The following is a 24,503-nucleotide window of genomic DNA, read 5'->3' as shown; positions in this document are numbered from 1 at the left end:
GGGTGTCCGTTTGTTTTTTTTGATGGGGTGGGGCCCAACTGGCGGCCCCGCCCCATGCCCCTCCCCTCCCTTAAATAACCAAAATCCGGTGGCCGAGCAGCTTGCCCGCCGTGGTGGGAAGTCGAGGCCATTTTGGTTTACTGGCAAAGAAGCGGATATACAAATAATTCAATAAAATCTTTCAAAATAGCAATAAAAATTTTGTTTAATTTTTTAGCCAAAAAATCAAACTAAATTCTGAATTACGAATATATTTTTAGGGGGGGGGTGGAATAATATTTCGTCAAATTTAGTTTTATGTATTTTTAGGATTTATTCAAGAATTAATTGATTTAAACAATTTTTGGAATTTAGAATTCTCATTTAGTTATTCGATTAATTAAGATTTTATTTTTACCCGAACGGATTTTTATGAGGATTTTAGGATTGATCGCAGGGTACGCGGTCGCGCTATTTTTGACAGGTTGGATGCTCCTGGATGTGGAGGCCATGCTGGTCAGCGAACTCACGGCCAATAAGGAACTGGACATCCCAGAAAATTTCCTTCTAGATGTCTTGGAGGATATGCGGTATTGGAATCATTTCAGTGTCCTTTTTACTTTTCTGATTTTGGTAGTTAAGTGCTTTCTGATGGCCTTGGTGCTTTATGGAGGTTTGTTTTTTGCTAACCTGCACCAAGGAGTTCGTTTGGGAACTCTTTTTCGAGTAGTGGCTTTTGCAGAAGTTGCTTTGGTTTTGGCCGGTGTGATCAAGGTGTGGGTAGGGGCAATTGCATCTTTCACTTATTCCGAATTTGCCATCTATTATCCGCTATCTATTCTATCATTGATAGGTACTGAAGCGGTAGACCCTTTGCTGTTCTATCCACTGCAAGTCGCCAATCTATTTGAAATGCTGTATTGTATCCTGATTGTGATTTTTCTGCGTCAGGAACTTTCCTTTTCCACTTCCCAAAGTATAAAAGTTGGGCTGGGCTCCTATGCCGTCTCGCTGCTTTTCTGGATGGTCTTGATTCTTTTTCTCACACTCAATTTTACCTAATATGAAGAAAATCATACTGTATGTTTTAGTAATGGGGCTTTTGGCTGCGGTAGTTTGGCTAATTTTTTCGGTGCAGCAAAAAAAAGAAGCTACTGCTGAGGCAGAAGTTCGTGCGGAGTCTATCCCGGCTATCCGTTTGACCTCAATCTCAGGGGACACTTTTTCCCTGCCTCAATTGAGCTCTGGCATCGCCACGGTGTTGATTTACTTCAATTCCACCTGTGAAATCTGTCAAATGGAATTGAAATCCATCGGTGAGCGCATTTCGGAGTTCGATGGTGCCCAAATCCTACTCGTCAGCTCGCAGGAAAAGGCAGACCTCGAGGGATTCTACAACTCTCACACTTTAAAGAATTCCCTGAATGTCTATTGGTTAATGGACAAGGAGATGGAAGTTGCGGCTCATTATGGCGTGCGTTCGGTACCGGCTATTTTCTGCTATGATGCCAAGGGAAAGCTACAGGGCAAGTTCCAAGGACCGGTCAAAGTAGATCTGATTCTGGAAAAATTGGGAATTTCTAAAGCAGCGAAGCCATGATCCTGTCGGAGCGAAAACTGCGAAAATTCCACGTGCCCCAACTCGGAGAATACGCCTGTGGACTGGCATGTCTCAGCACCCTGAGCAAGTTTCATGGCGGAGAAGTCTCTCAGGAAAAGCTCCGTGACATCAGCGGAACTACCACATCCGGTACGACCCTCCTCGGTCTGATTCAAGCAGCAAAGGAAATCGGGATGGAAGCCAAAGGATTTGAGGCGGAACCTTCCCACCTTAAAGAACAGGAGACTCCTGTGATCCTTCATGTCATCCTAGATAAAGTCCGGGAGCATTACGTGGTATGCTTTGGTCATCGGGAGGGGAAATTTTTGGTCAGTGATCCGGGCTCGGGTATTCAAGCCTGGGATGAAAACTCCCTACTGGATGTCTGGAAATCTAAAATCCTGCTCCAGGTCAAACCTTTGGAAGGCTTCCTAACCCAATCCTGGCAGACCCGATCCAAGTGGGAATGGTTCAAATCCCTCATCGCCGAGGATATACCCGTCCTGATGGTAGCCGCGGTCTTGGGTACGCTGATGGCAGTGACTGGACTTTCTACGGCTATCTTTTCCCAGCGGCTGATCGACTACTTCCTTCCCAATCAAAACTACCAAAAAGCTATTTTTGGGGTCATTGCCTTGGGGGTTTTGCTCCTCTTCCGCTCTGTGCTGGGTTACTTTCAGGGAGTATTTATGGCCAGGCAAGGCCGGGATCTCAATCTTCGGATTGTTTCTTCCTTTATCCATAAAATCCTGCGCCTTCCCATGAAGTACTTCAAAGGCTTCAGCACAGGAGATCTAATCGCCCGGATGAACGATTCCCTGCGAATCAAAAACACGGTGGCAATGATCACGGGGACGGTTATCATCAACCTGCTCGTAGTGCTGGTCTCCCTATCCTTTGTATTCTACCAATCCCTCTGGATCGGATACCTCTGCTTGGCTGGGATTTTGGCATTTTTGTTTACAGGATGGCGCTACCATCGGCCTATTTTGGAAAAGCAAAAAGAGGTAATGGCCGCTCATGCCCTCAACGAAACCCAATACATCGACGGACTGACGGGCATTCCTGTCCTACGGTCCTTTGGTAAAGAGGCGGAATTTGGAAATCGGATCGATCAGGTCTATGCCCACTATCAGGATAAAGGCTATGGGCTTGCGGTCTTGGGAAATAACTTTTCCTTTTTCACTCAAGTTATCGTAGCGGTATTTACCAGTTTGCTTTTCGGGATCGGGGTATATCTGGTTTTTGAGGAGAATTTGCTTCTCGGAGAATTGATGTCTCTGATTCAGGTGGGGAGTTCGATTATTCCTGCGGTGGCAGGGTTGGTTGTTGCGAATATCCAACTGCAGGAAGCGAAAGTAGCTTTTGACCGGATGCATGAGGTGGCCGGATTGCCTGTGGAGGAAGAACAGGAAAATGGAGGACAGTCTATTTCGAATGCTCAAACTCTCTTATCCGTTACCCATCTCTCCTTCCGCTATCCTGGACGAAGTCCGATTTTGAAAGGGGTCAATTTTGATCTTCAACCCGGAGAAAGTTTGGGCCTCTTTGCACCTGTGGGAACAGGAAAAAGTACCCTGGTGGATCTGATCCAAAAATTCTACATGCCCGAATCAGGAGAGATTCAAATGCCTTTTTTAAACAAAGAAAATATCACACTTAACGAATGGCGTGCACAACTGGCCATCGTCCATCAGAAAGAAAAGATATTCAACAGTACTGTACTCGACAATATTGTACTAAGTAGCGATCCCAAAGAAATCGAAGCAAAGGTCCACCTAATGCAAGCGCTCGGCTGTATGCCCCTTTTTCAGGAGCTGAGTCAAGGCCTGCTCACCCTCTGTGGAGAGGAAGGCCTAAATCTCTCCGGAGGTCAGCGGCAACTGGTAGGCTTAGTTCGAGCACTGGTGAAGCAACCCAAGATTCTGATTCTCGATGAAGCCACAGCCGCTATGGACTACCGCATGGAGAGTGCGGTGATGGTCTTGATCCGAAACTACCTTCATCAAACCGGCGCAGGACTGCTACTGATTACCCATCAGCCCACTTTAGCCTACACCCTTGATCGAATCCTGATCTTGGAGCAGGGAAAGATCAGTACCAGTGGTACCCCTCAGCAATTGCTAGAAAATGAGAACCCCTTCTCCGCCGCTTACCAGTATATCCTTCAACCCAAAACCAATGCATCATGGCAGGACTGAAGTACTACGAACGCACCAAGCTCCTGATCGAGCTGATTGAAAAGAGGAAGACTGGGAGTCCAGAGGATTTGGCTAAAAAGCTTCAGGTCCATAAACGAACTGTCTTTCGGATCATTGACGATCTTCGTCTTTCCGAGTCAATTGACATAGTTTTCTGTAAAGAATCGAAAAGCTACATTTTTTCTGAAAAAAAAGTAATTGGGTGACAAGAAATGTCACCGAGTCGAATTTATGTTTGGGTATTCTAAATCAAATTTCTAACTTTTAAAAAGAATGTATTATGAAAGAGTTGAGTATGGAACAGATGGAAAACATTAGAGGAGGAGCTGGTATAGGTTGTGCTGCTGGCATTATCGCTATGGGTGCAATTGCTGGTTTTGCACTCACAAATCCAGTTGTTTTTGGAGCGACATTTCTATACGGCCCCGGTAGTGGCCTTCTTGCTTCAGTGACTTCTCAAGCTGCGTTATTAATTGTTGCAGATTGTTAATTTTCTAGTAATTAGGCTCTATAATCGCTTGTAGAGCCTTATTTAATTTGTTATTCTAATTTTAAAATTTCTTTGAATAAGTTAGTTTATTATTTAAAAGCATGAAAAAAAAAGCCTATATCTTCTTTCATTCTTTTTGGAGTCTCGGATTAGTATTTTTCATATATTTTGGTCTAGGAGAATTTAAAATTTTACCTATGTTAGCAGTATGTTTGATGTGTATTGGTATTATATATTCTGCATTTTTCTCATGGAAAAAACTTAGAGAAAAGAAAGATGAACTTAAATAATATAGATTGTAAAATGAATAAAAATAAAAAATTACTGCGATACTTAGGACTTCTTTCGCTTGTTATTTTAGGGTTGCAATTAATGATTTCAAACAAAATTCTTAGCTTTAAATATGATTCTCATTTTGGGGCTATCTCCCTTTTGATATTAGTAATTTTGATGGGTTTGATTTTTTATCAGCAAAGAAATCATTTGAATTCTGGAAAAAAATAATTCCCTACTTAGGACAATTACTATCTTTTGGAACTTTAAATTCTCTGAAAATTTTCACCTTTACCATGCCAAAGAGGAAGAATACAGTTCAAGTGGATGTTTACCTTGTGTAGTGCCGACTTGATCGGCACTATTTATTTCAGCTTTTTTAAAGCAGATCGTTAAGTTAAAACTAATCTCTCTTTCCGCTATCCCGGGCGAAGTCCGATTTTGAAAGGGGTCAGTTTTGATCTTCAACCCGGAGAAAGTCTGGTACTTTTTGCACCTGTGGGAACAGGAAAAAGTACGCTGGTGGATCTGATCCAAAAATTCTATCAGCCTGAATCGGGAGAGATTCGGTTACCCTTTCTGAACAAGGAAAATATCTCCCTTACCGAATGGCGTGCACAACTGGCCATCGTCCATCAGAAAGAAAAGATCTTCAACAGTACCGTCTTGGACAATATCGTCCTCAGTAGTGATCCCAAGGAAATCGAAGCTAAGGTGCAAGTACTGCAAGCATTGGGCTGTCTTCCGCTTTTCCAAGACCTCAACCAAGGCTTGCTTACCCTTTACGGAGAGGAAGGCCGAAATCTCTCCGGAGGTCAGCGGCAACTGGTAGGCTTAGTTCGAGCACTGGTGAAGCAACCCAAGATCCTGATTCTCGATGAAGCCGCGGCTGCCATGGACTACCGAATGGAGCGAGCGGTGATGGATCTGATCCGAAACTATCTTCATCAAACCGGCGCCGGACTGCTTCTGATTACCCATCAGCCTACGCTGGCGATTTCCCTTAATCGAATCCTGATCCTCGAGCAAGGAAAAATCAGTGCTTCCGATACTCCAGAACAATTGCTGGTAACAGAAAACCCATTTTCTACGGCCTACCGATACATTCTTCAATCAAAAACCAACGCATCATGGCAGGACTGAAGTACTATGAACGCACTAAGCTCCTAATCGAGCTGATTGAAAAAAGGAAGACTGGAAGTCCAGAGGATTTGGCTAAAAAGCTTCAGGTCCATAAACGAACTGTCTTTCGGATCATTGACGATCTTCGTCTTTCCGAGTCAATTGAGATAGTTTTCAGTAGAGAATCGAAAAGCTACATTTTTTCTGAAAAAAAATAATTGGGTGACAAGAAATGTCACCGAGTCGAATTTATGTTTGGGTATTCGAAAACAAATTTTTAACTTTAAAAACAACACGATCATGAAAGAATTAAGTATTGAACAAATGGAGATGGTGAGTGGGGGGTCCCTTCCTGGATGCGCTGGTGCAGTTGTAGGTGTAGTTGCAATCGTTGCAGGAGTAGCGCTTATTCCAACTGGCCCACTAGGATGGGCTGCTGCTGGTTGGTTATATACTGGAGCTGTAGCATCTGGAATTGGAACCGGGTTAAGTCTAGGGGATTGTATTTTTAACTAAAATCAAAATGAAAAAAATTGTATTCCTTCTTAGTATGTTTGGGTTTTGTTTAGGATTCATTATCTTCATGTTAATAAGAAGTGAATTTAATTTTACAACTTCAAACCCATACTTTATCTCTATATTTGCCTTTGGATTTTTAGCAATTGCTTTTTTATCATACTCTATTTTTTCTTTAAAGGCCGCTAAAACTAACAAAAAAATATAATAAGCTTACTGGATTTTATTGACATTTCTATTGGATTCTTTAAAACATTAAATAAAATTCCATAATGCAAATCTCTAAAAGGCGTAGATACTATTTACGCCTTTTTTTTATGGGATTTATATTCCTAGTATCTTTTCATTAGAGAAGAAGCAAATTCTAATCATTTATATTTACTTTAATTTTATGAGTAAATCGAGCTCCTGATCTATCGGTTTGAAAAGAGGAAGAAAGAGAGTTCGGGAGATCTTGCGAATAGACTTGGCGTGAAGGAAAGAATGGTCTATCGAATCCTAGATGATCTTCGCTTAATCGTGGATATGGAAATCATATTTTGTAGGGATTCTAAGAGTTATATTTTTTTAAAAAAATTTGAATGAATGTAATGAAATGACAGTGACTTGAATTTGCCTTAGGATATTCTTAAACAAATAATCAATTTAAACGACTGAATTATGAGAGAATTATCGATTGAACAAATGGAGATGGTGAGAGGGGGAGGACCAACTGGTCATCAGGTTTATTGTTGGGCTGCTTCTGTTGCTTATGGCCTTGTTTCACCACCCCTTGGAATAATCGCTGGTTTTATTTGTTTGTGGGCAGAATAATTTATTCTTCCCGTTTTCTTAAAAAAACCTATTATTTTTCTTACAAAAACTAAATAAACTATGAATATCTATTTTAAAATATTGCTTTACGGAATCAGCTTCGTGATACTATTTTATAATGTTACTATTGCATTTGGATTTCTAATTGCTACTCATGGTTTAATTTGGTATTTAGGCAAAGAAAAAAAAACTAATTCATCAATCTAAGCGTAATTTTTTTTACGTTATATTGAAATTAGAAAAGTTTGTTAAGATAAGGTAGAATCTTCTTTAACTGTATGTCAGAAAGAGTTACAAAAAACAAAGGAATTTTTAAGGCTCTTACAAGGCGTAGATCGCATCTACGCTTTTTTTATTTTCATGAATTTGTGTTTCCAACCTGATCTAATTTTCAAAAAAAAAGTAAGTCAATTGCAGTTAATTCAGCAATTAGTTTGAAGTACTACCAACGCACAAAGCCCCCCCCACTACGCGTAGATTCTACTATGATTCCTTGAAGTTCAATTAGGCGCTGGGTGGAATTTGCAATTCCACCCTCATATCCTTACCAATTTGCAATTGGCCACAATCCTTACTCTTGCCTATACCCTGGATCGCATCCTCATCCTCGAGCAAGGAAAGATCATTACTTCCGGCACTCCAGAACAACTTCTTACGACAGAAAACCCATTTTCTGCAGCCTATCGCTACATCCTCCAACCCAAACCCAATCCATCATGGCAGGACTGAAGTACCACGAGCGCACCAAGCTCTTGATCGAGTTGATTGAAAAGAAGAAAACTGGGAGTCCTGAGGATTTGGCCAATAAAATCGGTGTGACCAAAAGAAGGGTTTATCATATTTTGGATGACCTTAGGTTATTTATGGAAAAAGAAATCACGTATTCAAAGGAAGAAAAAAGTTATATTTTTTCTGAAAAAAATTAATCTGGTGAAAGATTATTTCACCGAGTCAAATTTACATTTCGGTATTCTAAATCAAATTTCTAACATTAAAACAACACAATTATGAAAGAATTAAGCGTTGAACAAATGGAGATGGTAAATGGCGGAACTTGCAGTTTTGAGGACCTTATGGTACTAAGCACTGTGTTTTTTGCTGGATTGGGTATGTATATTAGTGGCGAACAGGCCGCAGGGATGGTAGTAGCTGGATCGGCGACCTTAGCGATGTTTGCCTGTATGTAAATTCTGACCTATGAAACTTTTGGTATTCATTTTCGGACTAAGTGTTTTATTTATTAAAAATTCATTTTCTCAAAGTATAAACGGGGTCTATCATGGCAGTTTAGTCACTGATAAAAACCTGATTTACATTGAAGAGAAAGACGGTAATGCTTTTATAAAAATATATTTTTCCGAAAAAGAATCTATTCAAGTATTTGGCAAAATTTCAAAGGAAAAATTAACATTTCCTCTCCCTCAAAACGAGGGAGAGGATCTTATTGTCTTTGCAGAATTGGCTAAAGATTTAAAACATTTGAATATAGGTTTTGAATTAGATGGAAACATCTATAATACAACTTTCGAAAAAATAGAATCGCCAAAACTCAATTTGGAGAAGACTTGGTTTGACAAATCTAACAACACCTCACATGATCCAAGAGTTGTAGGACAATGGATTCAGTACCTAACAACAGACAGTAAAGGAGAAGCTTTAAAGGACAATATCCTAACTAAAAAGCCCTACGTAACTTCATTTTTAGAAAAAGGTGTGGTTTTATTTGATTTGCAAATGATAAGAGATGTATTTAAAGAGCATGGATATAACAAGCCCTTAGACTACACACAAATTCCTAAAGCAAATTGGTCCACTTCAAGCAATAATCGCTTAACGATTACTGTTGATGGGACTGCCATTGAGTACCACTACGAGGTTTCTTCAGATTCCCTCAAACTCATTACTGATATTGGGTCGACTCAATACTATGTAAGAAAATGATTCCCTTTCTGATTGTGGAAGAAAGGGATTAAGGCTAGGGTAGATACTGATCATCCGATTTATTCATCCTTGCATTCTATCCTAATTTTCAACTTTCACTTGGATTATATTCTTGAGCAATCATCCATTTTTCACGGAGGCGAAAGGCAGGAATGGTTTGCCTTTTGGCTTTGTTGGCAGCGACGTTTGGTTTTATGCCTTTTTGCGAAGCCCATATTGAAAGCGGAATTATTTTTTTTGCCGTCAGAATGGTTATTCGTTTGTGCAAAGTTTCTTGCAACAGCAAGGCCAACAAACCGGTAAAACCTCCAAATTTCCTGGTGGTCTGATACTGGGTAAATAGCGGGTAGTATTCGGTGAGCTTGCTTTTATTTTGAATGATAATAGGCGGTAAGCCTATATTCATTAACTGCAAGTTGATAAGCACTCTGCCCATTCTTCCATTGCCATCAACAAAAGGATGAATGGTTTCAAACTCTGCGTGAAAGTGTGCAATAGCATCTAAAAAATAGCTGCTTTTATTTTGATTGTATTGTTCCACCAATTCATGCACAAGTGTAACCACAAACTGCGGATTTGCTCCCAAGTGATTACCCACGCGAACCCATTCTTTATCACGTCGAAAACGACCTGCAATGTTATCGTCAATGTCGGTGAGCAAGGTTTTGTGCAAACTTAAAATGAGTTTGATGCTGAGTTTTGATTCGTTTTTTTCTAATAAGGTTTCGGTAATTTTTGCCAAATTTTTGGCTTCGAAAACTTCACGGATAGTTACTTTGCGTTCTAAACTACCTCCCGATAGAATTTTTTCGGTGTCTTCTAAGGAAAGTGTGGAGTTTTCGATGGCATTTGAGTTGTAAACCATTTCGGGAATTTCGGCAAGGGCTATTTCCTTCAGCAAAGGCTCATTACCCTTTGCTAAGTTGATATATTGGTTGTGCAATGCCTCAATTTTATCTTTTGTAGTTTGGTTAATCATTTTCCTACTTCATATTTACCGTGAAAAGATGTTTAAATATATGATTTTTCACGATAAGTGGGCACTGTCCCGACTTGGGTAGCAATGAATTGGTAGGAATAACTACCTTTATAAATCGGCTTCGGGGAGTTTCTTTTTTATAGAAGTGTATCTATAGAAACCTCTGAAGGAGCTTTCCTATCAAACTCCTGAAGCGCATGATGTTCTCGAGTCGGATAAGTCCATCCCTCATCAGTCAATTCCCAAAGCAAGGGTGCTAAGTTTTGGACAGCCGCCTTACAGCCTTGTACGATCGCTCCCATTTTCCCGGTTTGCTTGGAGAGTTTTGCTTCATTCTCGATTTCAAACGGACCGCTAAATCCTTTTTCTTTCAGAATCGAGGTAAACGCCCTCCAGTCCATTGAATCTCCCAAACCAAAACCTGGTAAAGTTGCTTCATACTGATGCCGATCCCAAGAATTGGTGCTGGAATGAATCCCTAGCTTTTCCGCCCATTCAGGTCGAATTTGCTGCATGGGATACATATTTCCCCAGAAAGGATCAGGATTATTTCGTGTCGATTTGACGTGAATGCGTCTCAGACGGCTTATGTCCGTGTTTTTAATGACTTCCACTGGATCGGTATGCTGCCAGACATCGTGCGAAGGATCGTAGATTTCACCATGATTTTTTTCAGGGACGAGTTCATACATGAGTTTTCTGGCGGCAAGCACTCCGGTCAGGTTGTTATAAGTGCCAGTGAATCCCGAACTTCTCCAACCTTCCATTGGGCAGTTTTCATACAAAACGGTGACTCCCAAGTCACTTGCATACCTGATAATCGGTCCGAAAATCCGTTGGTACTCCAGCAGGTTTTTCTCAAACCCACCTTCTTCATTCCCCATTTCATGATTGTAGCCCACAAAAGTTCCGACTTTGACATCGTTCTTGTCGCCTCCGAGTAGATGGGCTATTCGGATAAGTTTGAGCAAATGGTTTTGGTTTTTGACCCGATGAATTGGATCTCCGCCGATTAGATTTTCGAAGGCACCAATGGAAAGGCGAAGTTTTGCGGCATTGAATTTTTCAATCAGTGCCTTAGCCTGATCAGGCCCGAAGTTTTCATAATCCAGATGGGTAGCGACAAAATCATCCCGAGTTCCATCTTTTCTGAAGACACAGAGATCCAGTCCTTGCACACCGATTTCCACTGCTTTTTCGACTGTCTGATCTAAATTCAGCTGATCAAAAGCCGAAGTCATAATCCAGATTGGGTTTGCCATTTTTTTTGGGTTTGATATAAAAATAGGGAAAGGTGGGGATTGGAAAAATGGGATTGGGATTAGTGGTTAACTTTTCAAATGGTTTAATTCCATTATATTTAAGAAGCTAATATTTTGAAAAATGGATAGTCAAAACAGGAAACTTGATCTTATCAAAAGCCTTATCTCGATCGAAGACGAGGAATCCATTGATTTTTTAGAAGCTTATTTAAAAGCAAAACCATATCGGCTAACGAAAAGTGAGCTTTTAAAAAGAGCTGATTTAGCTTCCGAAAATATTGTTTCCGGAAAATATCAAAACCAAGATGATTTAGAAAAGGAATCAGAAAGTTGGTATAATCTAAAGATTACTCTCTGCTTTTTTATCTCTCTCTATTTTCAATAAAAAAATGATCTCGACTTTGCTTGGCCATCGAATTAAGGAAAATCAAGAGGAGTAGATTATTTTGCGCCCTAAATATTAGTGTCACAATTTTTTACAATTTGGCTAAAGCCTCAACGAGATTTTAATACTTGGAGAAATGGGCTAAAGCCGCATTCCTATTCATAAAAAATGCAATTTTAGCTATTCGGACTTCCCTAAAACGAATTCCATCAGGGGTTAATGAAAAGACTAAATGTTTTCCCGACATCAATTCCCTCCAACTTCAGTTGGAGGATTATAAAAATCACCTTTTCTACTCCCGGCTTTAGCCAAATCATTTATTAAATAGAAGAATGGAGCTCGAACTTGCTTTGGTTTAATTTCGATTAAAAAAAAATAGCATCGATTAGTGTAATAAAAGTGTATAGATTGATAACCTATCCTTCCGAATAACGCCTCCTGATCTCTACTTTTTGCTTTTGTCGATCCCAGAGTGCTTTTGCCAAATCAGCGGCAACACAATCCGGTTCAGATTCATGCAAGATTTGCTTTAATTTATTTTCAGCAAGATCCACTCGATAGCAGACTTGAAGCAGTTTTTCCATGTTTCTGTCCATCATTTGACTGATAGCTTTGGTCAGGACTGCCAACGCTTTTTCCTCAGAAAATTCTTCCTTGATTTCAGGAAGCTGAAAGTCTTTGGTAATGAGACTGAATGTTTCTTCCGGCAGCGTTTGGCTCATTGGATAAAGATGAAAAAAGCCCCGTTTGGGGCTAATAAATTAAGCTTCTTTCTCTCCGGATTCTTCAGATGTGCTTTCCTTTTCTTCCTCTTTGCTTTCCTGCAAAACTTCAGGAGCGATAGAACGAATCAATTTGTACCAGGAAACCAACTTCTTGATGTCAGAAGTGTAGACTCTTGCAGTGTCAAATTCCGGTAAAACTGACTTCAAAAATGCTCGCAGTTCGCTGTCGTCTGCATTGGAATCGAGTCCTAGGTCACCCTGATATTCTGCTTCGATTTTTTTCATGACAGATTCCAGTGGCTCAGCACCTTCTTCGGTCAAGGTGTAAATCGAAATTTCACTAAGGACAGAAACTCGCTGTGCCATTCCTGCCACAAGCTTTGCTTTCTTCTCGTCCATTGATTCCAGCACTACTCCCGAACGAGTCGGCTTCAAAATTTTATATAAGCCCGGCTTGCCGGCTACTGTTGCGATGTCTTTGAAATTCATAGTTTTTTTTTCAGGCTGCAAATATAGAACTATCGATCAATTTGTCCGCTCAGATTCGTATTCGGAGATCAATTCGTCGATGAACTTCAGAACTTCCTCTTTCCCTCCGTGCTTCTCTGCGGAAGTGACGAAGTAATCAGGATATTCTCCGAAGATTTCTTCCATTTTATTCAGAAAAGCTTTCACATTTTTATCTGTTTGGGATTTGGATTGCTTGTCGGCTTTGGTGAAAGCCAAGACAAAAGGCACATTTTGTTCTCCGCACCAATTCACAAATTCCAAGTCGATCGTCTGCGGTTCTAATCTGCTGTCTATCAGCACAAAAACGCCACAAAGATTGGATCGAGTCGTCAAATAAGTACTGATCATTTTCTCCCACTTTTCCTTTCTGTCTTTGCTGACTTTGGCAAATCCATATCCTGGTAAATCGACTAAATACCAGCGATCATTGATCATAAAATGATTGACTAATTGCGTTTTACCTGGTTTTTGGGAGGTTTTAGCAAGCTCCTTTACTCCAGTCAGCATGTTGATCAGGGAGCTTTTGCCCACATTGGAGCGACCGATGAATGCAATCTCTGCCCGATCTGGTTTAGGGCACTTTTCGGGATTGGTATTGCTGACGACAAATTCTGCTTTTTTGATCATGACGTTGTTATTCCCTGCAAAAATACGGTTTTATTTTAGACGGACTTTGGAGGCATCCGTTCAACAATTTTCGATTACTCGGGTTTCTGTAGTAATATTGTACCCTCAACGAAGATTTCCGATGTCCGTAGTTCCCTATAAAGACAAGCAAGATTCCAAAAAAGATCAAGTAGCAGAGATGTTTAACAACATCAGTCCGAAGTATGATCTACTTAACCATGTCCTTAGTCTTGGAATTGATATTATTTGGCGGAAAAAAGCAATAAAATACCTAAAAAAGGATCAACCAAAGCTCATTTTAGACATTGCAACAGGAACAGGTGACTTTGCAATCGAAGCCCTAGTTTTGAATCCGGATAAAATTATCGGTGTGGACATTTCGGAAGGAATGCTTTCCGAAGGAAAAAAGAAAATGATCAAGCGTGGACTGCAGGACAAAATTGAGATGCAGTTGGGAGATTCGGAAGGGTTATTGTTTGAAGATAATAAGTTTGATGCAGTCATCGTTTCATTTGGTGTTAGGAACTTTGAGAATTTGGAAAAAGGTCTTGCGGATATGTATAGAGTACTCAAACCGGGCGGAAAAACAGTGATTTTGGAATTTAGTAAGCCAAAAGGTTTTCCGATGAAGCAAGCTTATTCGTTTTATTCGAGTAAGATTCTCCCTCAGGTGGGTAAAATAGTATCCAAAGACAATTCTGCTTATACTTATCTTCCCGAATCAGTTCAAGCCTTTCCAGATGGGGAGGATTTTCTTTCAGTATTGAAAAAAGTAGGATTTCACAGCACAGTATGCAAACCTCTCACATTCGGAATCAGCTCTATCTACGTCGGTCAAAAGTAGGTTTTCTGATTTTTGTATTTTTTGGATTTAGTTCTTTGGGATTTTCACAAGGGCTTTTTGGATTGACCAGTACTGCTGGTTCGGATGATAAGTTTATTTCATATGGTTTTTTTCTTGCTGGTCATACTGCCACTTATCAGATCAAATATTCTGAGGCTTTTTTTGACCCAACGAATACCGCCAATAATCGAATTTATTCCATCTTCCCAAAATACACTCCCGGTTTTTCACTCGGGTTTATCGGGATTTTGAGATTCCACGATCAGGTAAATCTGCTTTTTACCCCGAAAATTTCATTTTACGAGTATCGAACAGATATCAACTATTTTGATCCTCAGACTACCAATGTGCCAGGAAATGATAACACAACGGGCAATAATCTCGGCTATCGAACCGAAGAACTGGTAAATGAAGCTACAATGGTGGAGCTACCACTGTTGTTCAAATATCGATCTCAGCGCTTCAACAACACACGTATGTATTTTATCGGGGGAGGCAGTTATCAGTTTAGAACCAAAAGTCAGGACGAAGCCAATCTTGATCCGATCGTGACTAGAGGTCAGGATTTCACTGTTGAGATGGGGATGGGTTTCGAAATATATTTCAAATTTTTCAAGTTTGCTCCTGAAATACGGTTCTCTCATGGCCTAAATAATATTTATTATGCAGAGAAAACTCCGGCGGAAATCAGAGATGCTATCTCATCCATTAAGCGTAAAGGAATTACCATTTATTTGAATTTCCAGTAAGGAAGGTCAAGTCATCTATACGAAATTGTTTCCGTAGATTCTTTGCCTTAAAAAACCCATAGAAGGCATGGCCGAGTAACAAAGCAGAAGTTTATTCCTATTTTAACCCAACCATGAAGTTTTCTTCATGGTTTTTTCATTTCTGCCTAAATAACCCCAAGCTAATCTCATGCAGTCCAAAATCTGGAATGTTCTTGTCATCATAGTAATCGCCCTATCGATAGGATCATTTTTGATCCTTTTCAAAGAAAATAAGGTAGATCCGACTATTTCTAAAATCCCTTTTGCCTTCTGGACTGGATTTTTGGTCACCGTTGTGATCGTTGTAATGACCTTTTTGGCTTCGCGATTTTTCCCATATCAAGAATCCAATAAGAAATGACAGGCTGGCTGATTTTCTTTTTCGCACTCTTCTTGGCCTCACTCGGTTATGCGTCCTACAAATCCTATAACAAAAACAGAAGCTCGGATGAGTTTATGTTGGCGGGGTCCAACATCGGGACGATCCTGGGTTTTCTGACCTTTTCGGCCGCTCTTTTTAGCGCCTTTACTTTTATGGGAATGCCGGATTTCTTTCGGACTCATGGTGTGGGAGCTTGGATATTTCTGGCTTTTTCGGATGCGTTGATGGTGTTCTTTCTTATTTGGTTTGGATATAAGCTTCGCAAAAGAGCCTCAGAGGTAGGATATAAAGGTGTAGCCGGATTTATTCAAAGTTGCTTTCAGAACAAATGGGCAGGTTATCTGATCTTCGTGAGTTCCTTCCTTTTTCTGATTCCTTATGTGGCTATCCAGATTCGGGGCATTTCTATTTTCCTTAATGCGGCATTTCCAGACCTGATTCCCTATTGGGGTTGGTCGGCTATATTGGTAGTGATCATGTTGATTTATTCGGAGATTGGTGGCTTGAAAGCTATCATGTATAGTGATGCCATTCAGGGTGTGATCTTGCTTGTGGTGATTTGGATCATTGGGGTGACCTGTCTGAATATGGCTGGAGGATTGGATTCAGCTTTGGATAAAGTCGCTGAAAGTAACGCCGGATTGCTAGCTCTTCCCGGCCCAAAAGGTCTCTTCACTAGTCCGTTTTTGATCGCTTCAGCAATAGCCATTGTGATGATTCCTGTCTCTCAACCCCAGTTTACCACTCGATTGGTGGTCATGAAAAATCTTAAGTCAGTCCACAAAATGGCCTACGCAGTTGGAATTTTTGCCATTCTTGTGATTCTCCCGACTGCTTTCATTGGTTTGTATGGAGCGGTGAAATATGCGGATAGTTCTACTGCTGATTTTCTTTCCGCGGCATTGCTTTTCGACCAGGCCAATCCTGTTGCAGCTCTGGCGGTGGTTGGACTTTTTGCGGCATGTCTTTCGACAACTAACGCCCAGATTTTCGCTTTGGGCACGGAGTTGAGGTCATTGTTAAGTGGATCAGACAAGCGAAATATGCGAATTACACAAATTGCAATTTTGGTGTTTTCACTTATCGTCTTGGTATTTTCCACTTACATGACCGATGAATTGGTACTCTTGGCAAGAGTAAGTTTTGCCGGTACATCCATGATTGCACCGGTAGTATTGGGGGCGGTTTTGTTTAAGAATCCTCCAAAATCTCTTCTGATCGTCTCAGCGATTGCTTTAACTTATTTCGTTTTATCGCTTCTTGAGTTGGTTCCGGCTGGGTTTACCGGTTTACCTACTGATGCAGCGATGTATTGTATTCTAATTCCGGTGACAGCGATCTTGATGATTGCTCACCATTTCACCCAAAAAACATGAAACTTGATCCTTCTTTTTCAATTTCTGATTTAAAAAATCCATTAGAGCGATTTTGGAGTCTGTCCGGACAGAAAATCCGGTTGATCGAGGACTCTTTTGACACTAAAAATGGGGCTCCGGTTTTCACTGAAAAAGGAAAATATGTCACCCGAGGCTGGACTGAATGGACTCAGGGATTTCAGTTTGGTTCGGCATTACTTCAATTCGACGCAACAGGAGAAACTGAATTTCTTGAAATTGGCCGCAAAAACACAGTCAACAAAATGGCTCCTCATCTGACTCATATTGGCGTTCATGACCATGGGTTTAACAATGTGAGCACGTATGGAAATCTGCTTCGGCTTATCAATGAAGGCAAAATCGAGGCTTCAGATTGGGAAAAAGAATTCTATAAACTTGCGCTAAAAGTCACCGGTGCAGTTCAAGCCACACGTTGGACTAATATTCCTAGTGGAGGATTTATTTATTCATTCAATGGTCCTCATTCCCTTTTTGTAGATACCATCCGAAGCTGCCGGGCTTTGGTAGTTTCGCATCAGCTCGGCCATGTCCTTCAAGTAGAAAATGATAAGCGCATTTCATTGATTCAGCGGGCAATTCAGCACATTTTAGCGACAGTTCGATTTTCGATTTTTTACGGAAAAGGTCGGGATAGTTACGATGTTTCTGGTCGTACGGCACATGAAATCATTTTCAATACCAATGACGGAAACTACCGCTGTCCAAATTCACAGCAAGGGTACACCGGATTCAGTACTTGGACTCGGGGTCTTGCTTGGGCGATTTGTGGTTTGGGAGAAACACTGGAAATCCTTGATCAAATTCCTGAATCAGATTATTCGGAAGTCATTTCCAAAAAAGATCTAATTGCGGAACTTAGAGAAGCAGCTATTGCTACTTCAGAGTTTTATCTGGCAAATACGCCAACGGACGGGATTCCTTATTGGGATACTGGAGCTCCCAATCTTCACAAAATGGGAGATTATCTCAATCGGCCTTCTGATCCCTACAATTCTTTTGAGCCAATTGACAGTTCTGCTGCTTGCATCACTGCTCAGGGCCTAATTCGGATTGGAAATTGGTTAAAAACGAGTGAACCAGAGCGGGCTGAAAAGTATAGAAACGCAGGAATTCAGATAGCTGGTGCACTTTTCTCTGAACCTTATCTTTCAACAAATGATCTTCATCAGGGATTGATCCTTCATTCCATCTACCATCAACCCAACGGTTGGGATTATGTGCCGGAAGCTGGAACAGTAGCAAATGGTGAATCCAGCATGTGGGGAGATTATCATGCCCGAGAATTGGCTTTGCTTCTTCAACGAATGGAAAAAAATGAACCGTATTACTCCTATCTAAACTGTGTGCCGAAATGAGTGGAAAATACAAACCACAGTTTCCTCGAGTTGCTCAACTAAAGACGGCTGAGCTTTTCAGGAGCCATTTGGAAAAAGAAGGAATCGAACTTGAGTTTGATACCGAGTTGATTTCTGGATCGGATTCTCCTTTTGCAAAAAGCCAAACCCTTCGATCCGGTCAAAAAATCGGAAATGCCATGTGTATTCTACCGATGGAAGGATGGGACGGAACGGTTGATGGTAGGCCAACGGATTTAACGAAAAACCGCTGGAAAAACTTTGCACTGAGCGGCGCAAAACTCCTTTGGGGCTGTGAAGCCGTAGCAGTCCGACCAGAAGGACGAGCGAATCCCAATCAACTCATGCTGAATGAGCAGACTTTTCAGGATTTCGTGGACCTTTTTGATTTGATTCAAACAACCCATCAGGCCCATTTTGGTGATACCACTGATTTGCTGGTTGGACTTCAGATGACGCATTCCGGTCGCTTTTGCAAGCCGAATGATAAAAAGCAGATGGAGCCAAGAATTTTGTATCCGCATCCGGTTTTGAACAAGAAGTTTGGATTGGCGGATGACTACCCCTTGATGACGGATTCTGAGATTGATGGAATTATTGAAGATTATATCAAAGCCGCTGTTTTAGCCCAAAAGGCTGGGTTTCACTTTGTGGATATTAAGCATTGCCATGGCTATCTCGGTCATGAATTTCTGAGTGCTTATGATCGGGAAGGGAAATATGGAGGAAGTTTTGAGAATAGAACCCGCTTTCTCAAAGAGATTGTAGCAGGAATTACAACAGCTGCACCCGGATTGGAAATTGGAGTTCGAATGAGCATTTTTGATTGGGTTCCTTTTCAAAAAGGACCTGAGGAAACAGGGATTCCTGTACAAACTGAACCTTATAAATATGCATTTGGAGGAGCCGAAGGCGGAACCAGTGCTGATATGAACGAATCTTTCCTTTTTCTCCAAGAACTGGAAAAACTCGGTATCGAACTCTTCTGCACCACAGCAGGAAGTCCATATTATAATCCTCATATTCAGCGCCCGGCGCTATTTCCACCATCTGACGGATACCAACCACCCGAAGATCCTCTTTGTGGCGTGGCGAGGCAGATTCAGGCTACAGCTGAGATCAAGAAAGCTTTTCCCAAACTTTATGTCATTGGGTCCGCCTATTCCTATCTTCAGGAGTGGCTGCCAAATGTTGGTCAACATGTGCTGGGAAACGGAAAAGCCGATTCGATTGGATTTGGCAGGATGGTACTTAGCTATCCTGATATGCCGTCAGATATACTTTCGGGCTCAGGTCTGAAGCGTGCAAAAATCTGCCGCACGTTTTCCGATTGCACCACTGCACCTAGAAATGGAATGATTTCAGGCTGTTTTCCATTAGATCCGCTTTACAAAAAGATGCCGGAATATGATCAACTTAAAGTTTTGAAAGGCGAATGAGGAACGTTGCTTTAATCACAGGAGGAACCCGAGGAATCGGTTTGGGCATTGCCAGGAAGCTGGCAGAGGAAGGAATTGACTTGGCCTTGAATGGTGTGCGTTCTGAATCTGATGTCACAGATGTTTTGGAAGAGCTTCGCAAAAGTGGAGTTCGGGTAGAATATTTTCCAGGAAATATTGCTGAAAAAGCTGACAGAGAAAACGTTGTAAATGGAGTAAAAGAAAAATTTGGATCGATCAATTTTCTTGTCAATAATGCAGGAGTAGCACCGCGAGTAAGAGCTGATGTATTGGAAGTAGCCGAAGAGGACTTTGATCATTTGATGGACATTAATCTAAAAGGCACTTTTTTCTTGACTCAGGCTTTTGCAAACTGGATGGCGGAAATCCGGCTGTCAGATGCTGAAATCCAACTTTCCATCGTATCGATTACATCAGTCTCTGCTGTTCTAGCCTCAACGAATCGCGCGGCATATTGTATGGCAAAGGCTGGACTTTCGATGATGTCTAAGATTTTGGCAGTTCGGTTGGCTGAATTCAATATTCCCGTCTATGAAATTCAGCCGGGTGTGATCGAAACTGACATGACCGAAAAAGTGAAAACCATCTATCAGGATCGAATTGAAGCTGGCTTGACCCTTGAACCAAGAATGGGTCAGCCGGAGGATATTGGCAAAGTGGTTGCGGCTTTACTTCGGGGAGATTTACCTTATGCCACTGGCCAAATCCTTAGAATTGAGGGAGGAATGATGGTGGGGAGGCTATGATGAACCAAATTTCAATTCCCTGAATTACAGGGTTATTGGTAAGGTTTTTATATATTTAAACTATGCAAATCGAACGAACAGATAAGGAAATAGTGATTCGAGTTCCAGCGGGAACTGATCTTCCTGGCTTGCAACAGATTTTGGATTATGTCAAATTTCGCAATGTAGCATCCAAAAGTAAAGCTTCTCAAACCCAGCTTGATGAATTAGCCAAAGAATCAAAGTCAACTTGGTGGGATGAAAATAAAGCCAAATTTGTGAAGTGAACGTTGTAGTTGATACTAATGTGGTTTTTAGTGCAATCCTAAATCCGAATGGAAAAATCAGTGATTTACTTTTTAATCCATCTTTAGAGTTCACTTTTTTTGCTCCAAGTTTCATTTTGGATGAGCTTAAAAAGCATAACCAAAAACTGTGTTTAATTTCGGAATTAACGGAAGGTGACTTGGGTTTTTTGAAACGATCAATCTTATCGAAAATAAAAATGATTGATCTAGAGGGAATTGGACCAAATTCTTGGGAAAAAGCAATTTCACTTGTTAAAGGAATTGATGAATTCGATGCTCCTTTTGTGGCATTGGCTATAGAAATGGATTGTATTCTTTGGACAGGAGACAAAAAATTGAAAAAAGGTTTGGAAAAACTCGGGATCACTTGGGTGGTAGATACAAATCAACTTTTAGACATGAAATCCTAAAAAAGTCTTTGGATTTATTGCTTACCTTTTTCGCCCAAATGAAAGCTCAAACCTCCCTCAAAACTGAAATCTTAGCCGGAATATCCACTTTCCTGGCCTGCTTTTACATCATCATCGTCAATCCGGCGATTCTAGCCGAGGCAGGAATGCCTTTTTCCGCAGTACTGACAGCAACAGTTTTGGTGTCGGCATTTGGTAGTTTGATGATGGGGATTTATGCCAAAAATCCCATAGTTGTTGCTCCAGGAATGGGAATCAATGCATTCTTTACTTATACCGCCGTAATGGGGTTTGGGCTGAGTTTCGAGGAGGCCTTGGGTGCAGTATTTTGGTCAGGAGTGATTTTTCTTTTGCTTTCAGTATTTAAAACCAGGGAAAAAATCATTCAGGCAATTCCGTCAGCACTTCGACATGCAGTCTCGGCAGGAATCGGTCTCTTCATCTGTTTTATTGGCTTTCAAAATGCACATTTCATCGTTGACAATCCAGCGACTTTGGTTGGAATGGCGATGTTCAAAGACCCGACGACATTGACCTTTTGGACCGGCTTTCTATTTACCGGAGGACTTTTAATCCGCAAGATTTCGGGAGCTATCATTTACGGGATTCTTTTCACAACGGCTCTGGCTTGGCCGATTGGGCGTTTTTGGGGAGATGCTTCTGCCATCAATTTTGGAGTATCCACCTTGGTCAATTATACTGGACTATTTGCTTGGCCGGATTTCAGCTTGGTGGGAAAGGCAGATATTCTAGGTTCGCTGCGCTATGCCTATATCCCAGTGATTTTTGTATTTACGTTCACGATTTTGTTTGATGGGATCTCCACTTTCGTAGGTTTGGCGGAGGCCTCCGGGTTAAAGGATCCAGACGGAAATCCCCGAAACATGCGAAAATCTTTGCTGACCGATTCCTTTGCTACCCTTTTTGCAGGTCTTGTTGGAAGCAGTTCTGGGACAGCTTACATCGAATCGGCAGTGGGAATCGAAGAAGGAGGAAGAAGAGGAGTTACAGCCATCACGGCAGGATTGCTCTTTTTGCCTTTTATGTTTTTCTCGCCTTTGCTGTCTGTGATTCCCTCCATCGCGAGTTCAATTGCCTTGGTTTTGGTGGGATCCTTTATGATGATTCCATTGATGAAGATCAACTGGACTGATCCTGAGGAGTCGATTCCCTCTTTTCTTACCATAGTGTTGATTCCGTTCACCTATAGCCTATCGGTGGGCATTTCCTTTGGGTTTATCAGTTGGACAATTTTAAAACTGATTACTGGAAAAACTTCAGCCATCAATCCCATCCTAGCCATCATCAGTGTACTTTCGCTTTTCTTCTTATGGATATAAAAAAATTCCTAATCCTCAGCTTATTCTGCTTTTTCTCCTTTGCTATCCAAGCCCAACGCATTGCTATCATGGGAGCTTTGGATCAGGAGATCGCCATATTGCTCGACTCCATGAAGTCTTCCAAGAAAGTAAACAAGGGAGGTATTGATTTTTACACCGGGAAATTGAAGGGCAAAAAGGTTGTTATCCTAAAAGCCGGAGTTGGCAAAGTCAACGCTTCCTATAGCACGGCTATTTTGACAGAAAACTTCAAGCCCTCACTTCTGATTTTCACCGGAGTGGCCGGAGGATTACATTTTGAGGCTTTACCCGGAGACATTGTGATAGGTATTAAATTAGTCCAGTACGATTTTGGTCAAATTGATTCTACAGGATTCAATGTTTCCCCTTTTCGAAAATTGGATGGTGGAAGGCATGAAGAATTATATATAGAAGCAGATGCTGGATTAGTTGCCAAAAGCATTCTTTCTGCGGATAAAATTGATTTTGTTCCAATCTCAGGAAGGAAACCCAAGGTGTTCGCAGGAGTCATTGCCACCGCCGATGTTTTTGTCAGTAATAATGAAAAAGCTGCTTGGCTGTATGAAGAATTTGATGCCTTAGCCACCGAAATGGAAGGGGCTGCGATTGCTCATATTTGCAGGACATTGGGAATTCCGTTTGTCATTATTCGCAGTTGTAGCGACAATGCGAATAATAACGCTCGGGTGAATTTCAATCAGTTTGTAGGGCCTGCCTCGGTCAATTCCGCACGATTGGTTATGGGAATTTTGGAGGAATTATAAAAAGGGCTTCGACTCCGCTCAGCCTGACATTGGTGTCACCCTGAGCGAAGTCGAAGGGTATTGGAAAGATTACTTAAGAAGTTCCCTCGAAATCACCAATTTCTGGATTTCTGAAGTTCCTTCACCGATGGTACAAAGTTTGGAATCACGATAGAATTTTTCCACCGGATAATCTTTAGTAAAACCGTATCCTCCGAAAATTTGCACAGCCTCATTAGAGATCGAAACGCAAACTTCAGATGCATATAATTTGGCTTGAGCACCAGCTAAAGTTACTTTTTGGCCTTTGTTTTTCAGATCTGCAGCTTTGAATGTTAAAAGCTTTGCCGCTTCCAATTGGGTTGACATTTCTGCCAATTTGAAGGAAATACCCTGGAAACTAGAGATCGGCTTGTTGAATTGGTGGCGCTCTTTGGAATATTGAATGGATGCATCCAAGGCTCCTTCTGCTATTCCCAGCGAAAGTGCCGCAATGGAAATCCTTCCACCATCGAGAATTTTCATCGATTGAATAAATCCATCCCCGACTTCCCCGAGTACTTGGCTTTCATGAACTTTACAGTCTTCAAAAATCATCTCGGCGGTTTCTGACGCCCGCATTCCGAGTTTGTCTTCTTTTCTCCCTCCTTTAAAGCCAGGGGTTCCTCTTTCGATAATGAAAGCTGTCATTCCGTGACTGTCTCCCACTTCACCTGTTCTCGCAATTACTACTGCTACATCTCCGGAAATTCCGTGAGTGATGAAGTTTTTTGCGCCATTTAGAATGTAGTGGTCACCTTCTTTAATGGCGACCGTTCGCATATTTCCGGCATCGGAACCTGTATTGGGCTCGGTTAAGCCCCAAGCCCCAAGCCATTCGCAGGTGGCAAGTTTCGGCAGGTATTTTCGTTTTTGCTCCTCTGTGCCAAACATCATGATATGTCCGGTGCAGAGGGAATTGTGGGCAGCCATTGACAGACCAACAGATGGGTCTATTTTAGTCAGTTCCAAAATGGCTGTTACGTATTCGTTGTAGCCAAACCCTGATCCTCCGTATTCGGTAGGAACCAAAACTCCCATAAGTCCTAACTCACCTAATTTTTTTAAGACCTCGATGGGGAAGTACGAATTGTCATCCCATTCTTTGCGAAAGGGGGCTATCTCCTTGGCACCAAAACTCCGGACCATATCAGCAATCATTTGCTGATTTTCATTCAAATTAAAATCAAACATGAGGCAAACTTGGGTTTATATTTCTAATTAAGAACTCTAAAGTTTTATAATAAGTTTTACTTCTCCAAATCAGTCGAAACGAACCTTTATTT

Annotated in this window: 31 protein-coding genes; 25 read left to right on the top strand and 6 right to left on the bottom strand. The window is 41.2% G+C overall.

Going from position 1 to position 24,503, the window contains the following annotated elements:
• Positions 1-411: 411 nt before the first annotated feature.
• The 13 genes from ACK4HU_RS19125 to ACK4HU_RS19065 all read left to right on the top strand — a co-directional run bounded on the left by ACK4HU_RS19125 (position 412) and on the right by ACK4HU_RS19065 (position 8,935).
• Complete coding sequence (locus tag ACK4HU_RS19125; RefSeq protein ID WP_409809329.1) at positions 412-1,041, top strand: hypothetical protein; 630 nt, start codon at positions 412-414, stop codon at positions 1,039-1,041.
• Position 1,042: 1 nt separating this feature from the next.
• Positions 1,043-1,579 carry a peroxiredoxin family protein gene (locus ACK4HU_RS19120; RefSeq protein WP_409809328.1) on the top strand — a complete coding sequence of 179 codons (537 nt, stop codon included), beginning with the start codon at positions 1,043-1,045 and terminating at the stop codon, positions 1,577-1,579.
• Complete coding sequence (locus tag ACK4HU_RS19115; RefSeq protein WP_409809327.1) at positions 1,576-3,780, top strand: peptidase domain-containing ABC transporter; 2,205 nt, start codon at positions 1,576-1,578, stop codon at positions 3,778-3,780. Before ACK4HU_RS19120 ends, ACK4HU_RS19115 begins: the two co-directional genes overlap by 4 nt.
• Positions 3,768-3,986 (top strand): HTH domain-containing protein, encoded by a 219-nt coding sequence (locus ACK4HU_RS19110; protein ID WP_409809326.1) that lies wholly within the window; start codon positions 3,768-3,770, stop codon positions 3,984-3,986. Before ACK4HU_RS19115 ends, ACK4HU_RS19110 begins: the two co-directional genes overlap by 13 nt.
• 74 nt (positions 3,987-4,060) lie before the next feature.
• The gene (locus ACK4HU_RS19105) at positions 4,061-4,270 is read left to right on the top strand and encodes a hypothetical protein (RefSeq protein WP_409809325.1); all 210 of its coding nucleotides are present in this window, start codon (positions 4,061-4,063) and stop codon (positions 4,268-4,270) included.
• A gap of 276 nt (positions 4,271-4,546) precedes the next feature.
• Positions 4,547-4,774, top strand: a complete 228-nt coding sequence (locus tag ACK4HU_RS19100) for a hypothetical protein (RefSeq protein WP_409809324.1) — start codon at positions 4,547-4,549, stop codon at positions 4,772-4,774.
• Positions 4,775-4,984: 210 nt separating this feature from the next.
• A complete protein-coding gene (locus ACK4HU_RS19095; RefSeq protein ID WP_409809323.1) occupies positions 4,985-5,686 on the top strand; it encodes an ATP-binding cassette domain-containing protein in 702 nt (233 codons plus the stop codon).
• Complete coding sequence (locus tag ACK4HU_RS19090) at positions 5,674-5,883, top strand: HTH domain-containing protein (RefSeq protein WP_409809322.1); 210 nt, start codon at positions 5,674-5,676, stop codon at positions 5,881-5,883. The genes ACK4HU_RS19095 and ACK4HU_RS19090 overlap by 13 nt, the downstream gene beginning before the upstream one ends.
• A gap of 82 nt (positions 5,884-5,965) precedes the next feature.
• Positions 5,966-6,181 (top strand): class IIb bacteriocin, lactobin A/cerein 7B family, encoded by a 216-nt coding sequence (locus ACK4HU_RS19085; protein WP_409809321.1) that lies wholly within the window; start codon positions 5,966-5,968, stop codon positions 6,179-6,181.
• Between the two features lie 1,371 nt (positions 6,182-7,552).
• The gene (locus ACK4HU_RS19080) at positions 7,553-7,723 is read left to right on the top strand and encodes a hypothetical protein (RefSeq protein ID WP_409809320.1); all 171 of its coding nucleotides are present in this window, start codon (positions 7,553-7,555) and stop codon (positions 7,721-7,723) included.
• Positions 7,711-7,920 (top strand): hypothetical protein, encoded by a 210-nt coding sequence (locus ACK4HU_RS19075; RefSeq protein ID WP_409809319.1) that lies wholly within the window; start codon positions 7,711-7,713, stop codon positions 7,918-7,920. Before ACK4HU_RS19080 ends, ACK4HU_RS19075 begins: the two co-directional genes overlap by 13 nt.
• An 81-nt stretch (positions 7,921-8,001) precedes the next feature.
• On the top strand, positions 8,002-8,181 hold the full coding sequence (locus ACK4HU_RS19070) for a hypothetical protein (RefSeq protein ID WP_409809318.1): 180 nt from the start codon (positions 8,002-8,004) through the stop codon (positions 8,179-8,181).
• A gap of 10 nt (positions 8,182-8,191) precedes the next feature.
• Positions 8,192-8,935 carry a hypothetical protein gene (locus ACK4HU_RS19065; protein ID WP_409809317.1) on the top strand — a complete coding sequence of 248 codons (744 nt, stop codon included), beginning with the start codon at positions 8,192-8,194 and terminating at the stop codon, positions 8,933-8,935.
• Positions 8,936-9,023: 88 nt separating this feature from the next.
• Here the strand turns inward: ACK4HU_RS19065 and ACK4HU_RS19060 are convergent, their stop codons facing one another.
• Both ACK4HU_RS19060 and ACK4HU_RS19055 read right to left on the bottom strand, forming a co-directional pair.
• Complete coding sequence (locus ACK4HU_RS19060; RefSeq protein ID WP_409809316.1) at positions 9,024-9,914, bottom strand: Fic family protein; 891 nt, start codon at positions 9,912-9,914, stop codon at positions 9,024-9,026.
• 137 nt (positions 9,915-10,051) lie between these two features.
• Positions 10,052-11,176, bottom strand: coding sequence for a sugar phosphate isomerase/epimerase family protein (locus ACK4HU_RS19055; protein ID WP_409809315.1), 1,125 nt, complete (start codon positions 11,174-11,176; stop codon positions 10,052-10,054).
• Positions 11,177-11,297: 121 nt separating this feature from the next.
• On the opposite strand from ACK4HU_RS19055, the gene ACK4HU_RS19050 reads away from it, so the two are divergent.
• Positions 11,298-11,561 carry a hypothetical protein gene (locus tag ACK4HU_RS19050; RefSeq protein WP_409809314.1) on the top strand — a complete coding sequence of 88 codons (264 nt, stop codon included), beginning with the start codon at positions 11,298-11,300 and terminating at the stop codon, positions 11,559-11,561.
• A 416-nt stretch (positions 11,562-11,977) separates the two neighbouring features.
• Here ACK4HU_RS19050 and ACK4HU_RS19045 read toward each other — a convergent pair whose 3' ends face one another.
• From ACK4HU_RS19045 to yihA, 3 genes are read right to left on the bottom strand one after another with little or no spacing between them, the layout of a single operon-like run.
• Complete coding sequence (locus ACK4HU_RS19045; RefSeq protein WP_409809313.1) at positions 11,978-12,283, bottom strand: hypothetical protein; 306 nt, start codon at positions 12,281-12,283, stop codon at positions 11,978-11,980.
• A gap of 39 nt (positions 12,284-12,322) precedes the next feature.
• A complete protein-coding gene (locus ACK4HU_RS19040) occupies positions 12,323-12,775 on the bottom strand; it encodes a DUF5606 domain-containing protein (protein ID WP_409809312.1) in 453 nt (150 codons plus the stop codon).
• Between the two features lie 36 nt (positions 12,776-12,811).
• Positions 12,812-13,423: a ribosome biogenesis GTP-binding protein YihA/YsxC gene (gene yihA / locus ACK4HU_RS19035; RefSeq protein WP_409809311.1), complete on the bottom strand. Its 612-nt coding sequence runs from the start codon at positions 13,421-13,423 to the stop codon at positions 12,812-12,814.
• A 121-nt stretch (positions 13,424-13,544) separates the two neighbouring features.
• Here yihA and ubiE point away from each other — a divergent pair, with 121 nt between their 5' ends.
• The 11 genes from ubiE (at position 13,545) to ACK4HU_RS18980 (ending at position 23,199) form a co-directional block, all read left to right on the top strand.
• Entirely contained in the window at positions 13,545-14,267 is a 723-nt protein-coding gene (ubiE, locus tag ACK4HU_RS19030) for a bifunctional demethylmenaquinone methyltransferase/2-methoxy-6-polyprenyl-1,4-benzoquinol methylase UbiE (protein WP_409809331.1), read from the top strand.
• Entirely contained in the window at positions 14,216-15,016 is an 801-nt protein-coding gene (locus ACK4HU_RS19025) for a porin family protein (protein WP_409809310.1), read from the top strand. Before ubiE ends, ACK4HU_RS19025 begins: the two co-directional genes overlap by 52 nt.
• 169 nt (positions 15,017-15,185) lie before the next feature.
• The gene (locus ACK4HU_RS19020; RefSeq protein ID WP_409809309.1) at positions 15,186-15,398 is read left to right on the top strand and encodes a hypothetical protein; all 213 of its coding nucleotides are present in this window, start codon (positions 15,186-15,188) and stop codon (positions 15,396-15,398) included.
• Positions 15,395-16,795, top strand: coding sequence for a sodium:solute symporter family protein (locus ACK4HU_RS19015; RefSeq protein ID WP_409809308.1), 1,401 nt, complete (start codon positions 15,395-15,397; stop codon positions 16,793-16,795). Before ACK4HU_RS19020 ends, ACK4HU_RS19015 begins: the two co-directional genes overlap by 4 nt.
• On the top strand, positions 16,792-18,171 hold the full coding sequence (locus tag ACK4HU_RS19010; protein WP_409809307.1) for a glycosyl hydrolase: 1,380 nt from the start codon (positions 16,792-16,794) through the stop codon (positions 18,169-18,171). Before ACK4HU_RS19015 ends, ACK4HU_RS19010 begins: the two co-directional genes overlap by 4 nt.
• Positions 18,168-19,610, top strand: coding sequence for an NADH:flavin oxidoreductase (locus ACK4HU_RS19005; protein ID WP_409809306.1), 1,443 nt, complete (start codon positions 18,168-18,170; stop codon positions 19,608-19,610). The genes ACK4HU_RS19010 and ACK4HU_RS19005 overlap by 4 nt, the downstream gene beginning before the upstream one ends.
• Positions 19,607-20,377: a 3-ketoacyl-ACP reductase gene (locus tag ACK4HU_RS19000; protein WP_409809305.1), complete on the top strand. Its 771-nt coding sequence runs from the start codon at positions 19,607-19,609 to the stop codon at positions 20,375-20,377. Before ACK4HU_RS19005 ends, ACK4HU_RS19000 begins: the two co-directional genes overlap by 4 nt.
• Positions 20,378-20,439: 62 nt before the next feature.
• A complete protein-coding gene (locus ACK4HU_RS18995) occupies positions 20,440-20,643 on the top strand; it encodes a hypothetical protein (RefSeq protein ID WP_409809304.1) in 204 nt (67 codons plus the stop codon).
• On the top strand, positions 20,640-21,074 hold the full coding sequence (locus ACK4HU_RS18990; RefSeq protein WP_409809303.1) for a PIN domain-containing protein: 435 nt from the start codon (positions 20,640-20,642) through the stop codon (positions 21,072-21,074). The genes ACK4HU_RS18995 and ACK4HU_RS18990 overlap by 4 nt, the downstream gene beginning before the upstream one ends.
• Before the next feature lie 38 nt (positions 21,075-21,112).
• Positions 21,113-22,414, top strand: coding sequence for an NCS2 family permease (locus tag ACK4HU_RS18985; protein WP_409809302.1), 1,302 nt, complete (start codon positions 21,113-21,115; stop codon positions 22,412-22,414).
• A complete protein-coding gene (locus ACK4HU_RS18980; RefSeq protein WP_409809301.1) occupies positions 22,405-23,199 on the top strand; it encodes a 5'-methylthioadenosine/adenosylhomocysteine nucleosidase in 795 nt (264 codons plus the stop codon). Before ACK4HU_RS18985 ends, ACK4HU_RS18980 begins: the two co-directional genes overlap by 10 nt.
• 69 nt (positions 23,200-23,268) lie before the next feature.
• Here the strand turns inward: ACK4HU_RS18980 and ACK4HU_RS18975 are convergent, their stop codons facing one another.
• Positions 23,269-24,411, bottom strand: coding sequence for an acyl-CoA dehydrogenase family protein (locus tag ACK4HU_RS18975; RefSeq protein ID WP_409809300.1), 1,143 nt, complete (start codon positions 24,409-24,411; stop codon positions 23,269-23,271).
• Between the last annotated feature and the right edge of the window lie 92 nt (positions 24,412-24,503).

The sequence above is a fragment of the Algoriphagus sp. genome, assembly GCF_046296635.1.
Classification (GTDB): domain Bacteria; phylum Bacteroidota; class Bacteroidia; order Cytophagales; family Cyclobacteriaceae; genus Algoriphagus.
This window is presented reverse-complemented; position numbering and strand designations above follow the sequence as displayed.

Excerpts from the sequence above, each read along its gene's own strand:
- ACK4HU_RS19055 (WP_409809315.1), bottom strand. The coding sequence starts at position 11,176 with ATGGCAAACCCAATCTGGATTATGACTTCGGCTTTTGATCAGCTGAAT.
- ACK4HU_RS19070 (WP_409809318.1), top strand. The coding sequence starts at position 8,002 with ATGAAAGAATTAAGCGTTGAACAAATGGAGATGGTAAATGGCGGAACT.
- ACK4HU_RS18980 (WP_409809301.1), top strand. The coding sequence starts at position 22,405 with ATGGATATAAAAAAATTCCTAATCCTCAGCTTATTCTGCTTTTTCTCC.
- ubiE (WP_409809331.1), top strand. The coding sequence starts at position 13,545 with ATGTCCGTAGTTCCCTATAAAGACAAGCAAGATTCCAAAAAAGATCAA.
- ACK4HU_RS19020 (WP_409809309.1), top strand. The coding sequence starts at position 15,186 with ATGCAGTCCAAAATCTGGAATGTTCTTGTCATCATAGTAATCGCCCTA.
- ACK4HU_RS19040 (WP_409809312.1), bottom strand. The coding sequence starts at position 12,775 with ATGAATTTCAAAGACATCGCAACAGTAGCCGGCAAGCCGGGCTTATAT.
- ACK4HU_RS18975 (WP_409809300.1), bottom strand. The coding sequence starts at position 24,411 with ATGTTTGATTTTAATTTGAATGAAAATCAGCAAATGATTGCTGATATG.
- ACK4HU_RS19065 (WP_409809317.1), top strand. The coding sequence starts at position 8,192 with ATGAAACTTTTGGTATTCATTTTCGGACTAAGTGTTTTATTTATTAAA.
- ACK4HU_RS19060 (WP_409809316.1), bottom strand. The coding sequence starts at position 9,914 with ATGATTAACCAAACTACAAAAGATAAAATTGAGGCATTGCACAACCAA.
- ACK4HU_RS19105 (WP_409809325.1), top strand. The coding sequence starts at position 4,061 with ATGAAAGAGTTGAGTATGGAACAGATGGAAAACATTAGAGGAGGAGCT.
- ACK4HU_RS18995 (WP_409809304.1), top strand. The coding sequence starts at position 20,440 with ATGCAAATCGAACGAACAGATAAGGAAATAGTGATTCGAGTTCCAGCG.
- ACK4HU_RS19010 (WP_409809307.1), top strand. The coding sequence starts at position 16,792 with ATGAAACTTGATCCTTCTTTTTCAATTTCTGATTTAAAAAATCCATTA.
- ACK4HU_RS19015 (WP_409809308.1), top strand. The coding sequence starts at position 15,395 with ATGACAGGCTGGCTGATTTTCTTTTTCGCACTCTTCTTGGCCTCACTC.
- ACK4HU_RS18985 (WP_409809302.1), top strand. The coding sequence starts at position 21,113 with ATGAAAGCTCAAACCTCCCTCAAAACTGAAATCTTAGCCGGAATATCC.
- ACK4HU_RS19115 (WP_409809327.1), top strand. The coding sequence starts at position 1,576 with ATGATCCTGTCGGAGCGAAAACTGCGAAAATTCCACGTGCCCCAACTC.
- yihA (WP_409809311.1), bottom strand. The coding sequence starts at position 13,423 with ATGATCAAAAAAGCAGAATTTGTCGTCAGCAATACCAATCCCGAAAAG.
- ACK4HU_RS19005 (WP_409809306.1), top strand. The coding sequence starts at position 18,168 with ATGAGTGGAAAATACAAACCACAGTTTCCTCGAGTTGCTCAACTAAAG.
- ACK4HU_RS19110 (WP_409809326.1), top strand. The coding sequence starts at position 3,768 with ATGGCAGGACTGAAGTACTACGAACGCACCAAGCTCCTGATCGAGCTG.
- ACK4HU_RS19100 (WP_409809324.1), top strand. The coding sequence starts at position 4,547 with ATGAACTTAAATAATATAGATTGTAAAATGAATAAAAATAAAAAATTA.
- ACK4HU_RS19075 (WP_409809319.1), top strand. The coding sequence starts at position 7,711 with ATGGCAGGACTGAAGTACCACGAGCGCACCAAGCTCTTGATCGAGTTG.
- ACK4HU_RS19090 (WP_409809322.1), top strand. The coding sequence starts at position 5,674 with ATGGCAGGACTGAAGTACTATGAACGCACTAAGCTCCTAATCGAGCTG.
- ACK4HU_RS19120 (WP_409809328.1), top strand. The coding sequence starts at position 1,043 with ATGAAGAAAATCATACTGTATGTTTTAGTAATGGGGCTTTTGGCTGCG.
- ACK4HU_RS19085 (WP_409809321.1), top strand. The coding sequence starts at position 5,966 with ATGAAAGAATTAAGTATTGAACAAATGGAGATGGTGAGTGGGGGGTCC.
- ACK4HU_RS19025 (WP_409809310.1), top strand. The coding sequence starts at position 14,216 with ATGCAAACCTCTCACATTCGGAATCAGCTCTATCTACGTCGGTCAAAA.
- ACK4HU_RS19045 (WP_409809313.1), bottom strand. The coding sequence starts at position 12,283 with ATGAGCCAAACGCTGCCGGAAGAAACATTCAGTCTCATTACCAAAGAC.
- ACK4HU_RS19050 (WP_409809314.1), top strand. The coding sequence starts at position 11,298 with ATGGATAGTCAAAACAGGAAACTTGATCTTATCAAAAGCCTTATCTCG.
- ACK4HU_RS19000 (WP_409809305.1), top strand. The coding sequence starts at position 19,607 with ATGAGGAACGTTGCTTTAATCACAGGAGGAACCCGAGGAATCGGTTTG.
- ACK4HU_RS19125 (WP_409809329.1), top strand. The coding sequence starts at position 412 with ATGAGGATTTTAGGATTGATCGCAGGGTACGCGGTCGCGCTATTTTTG.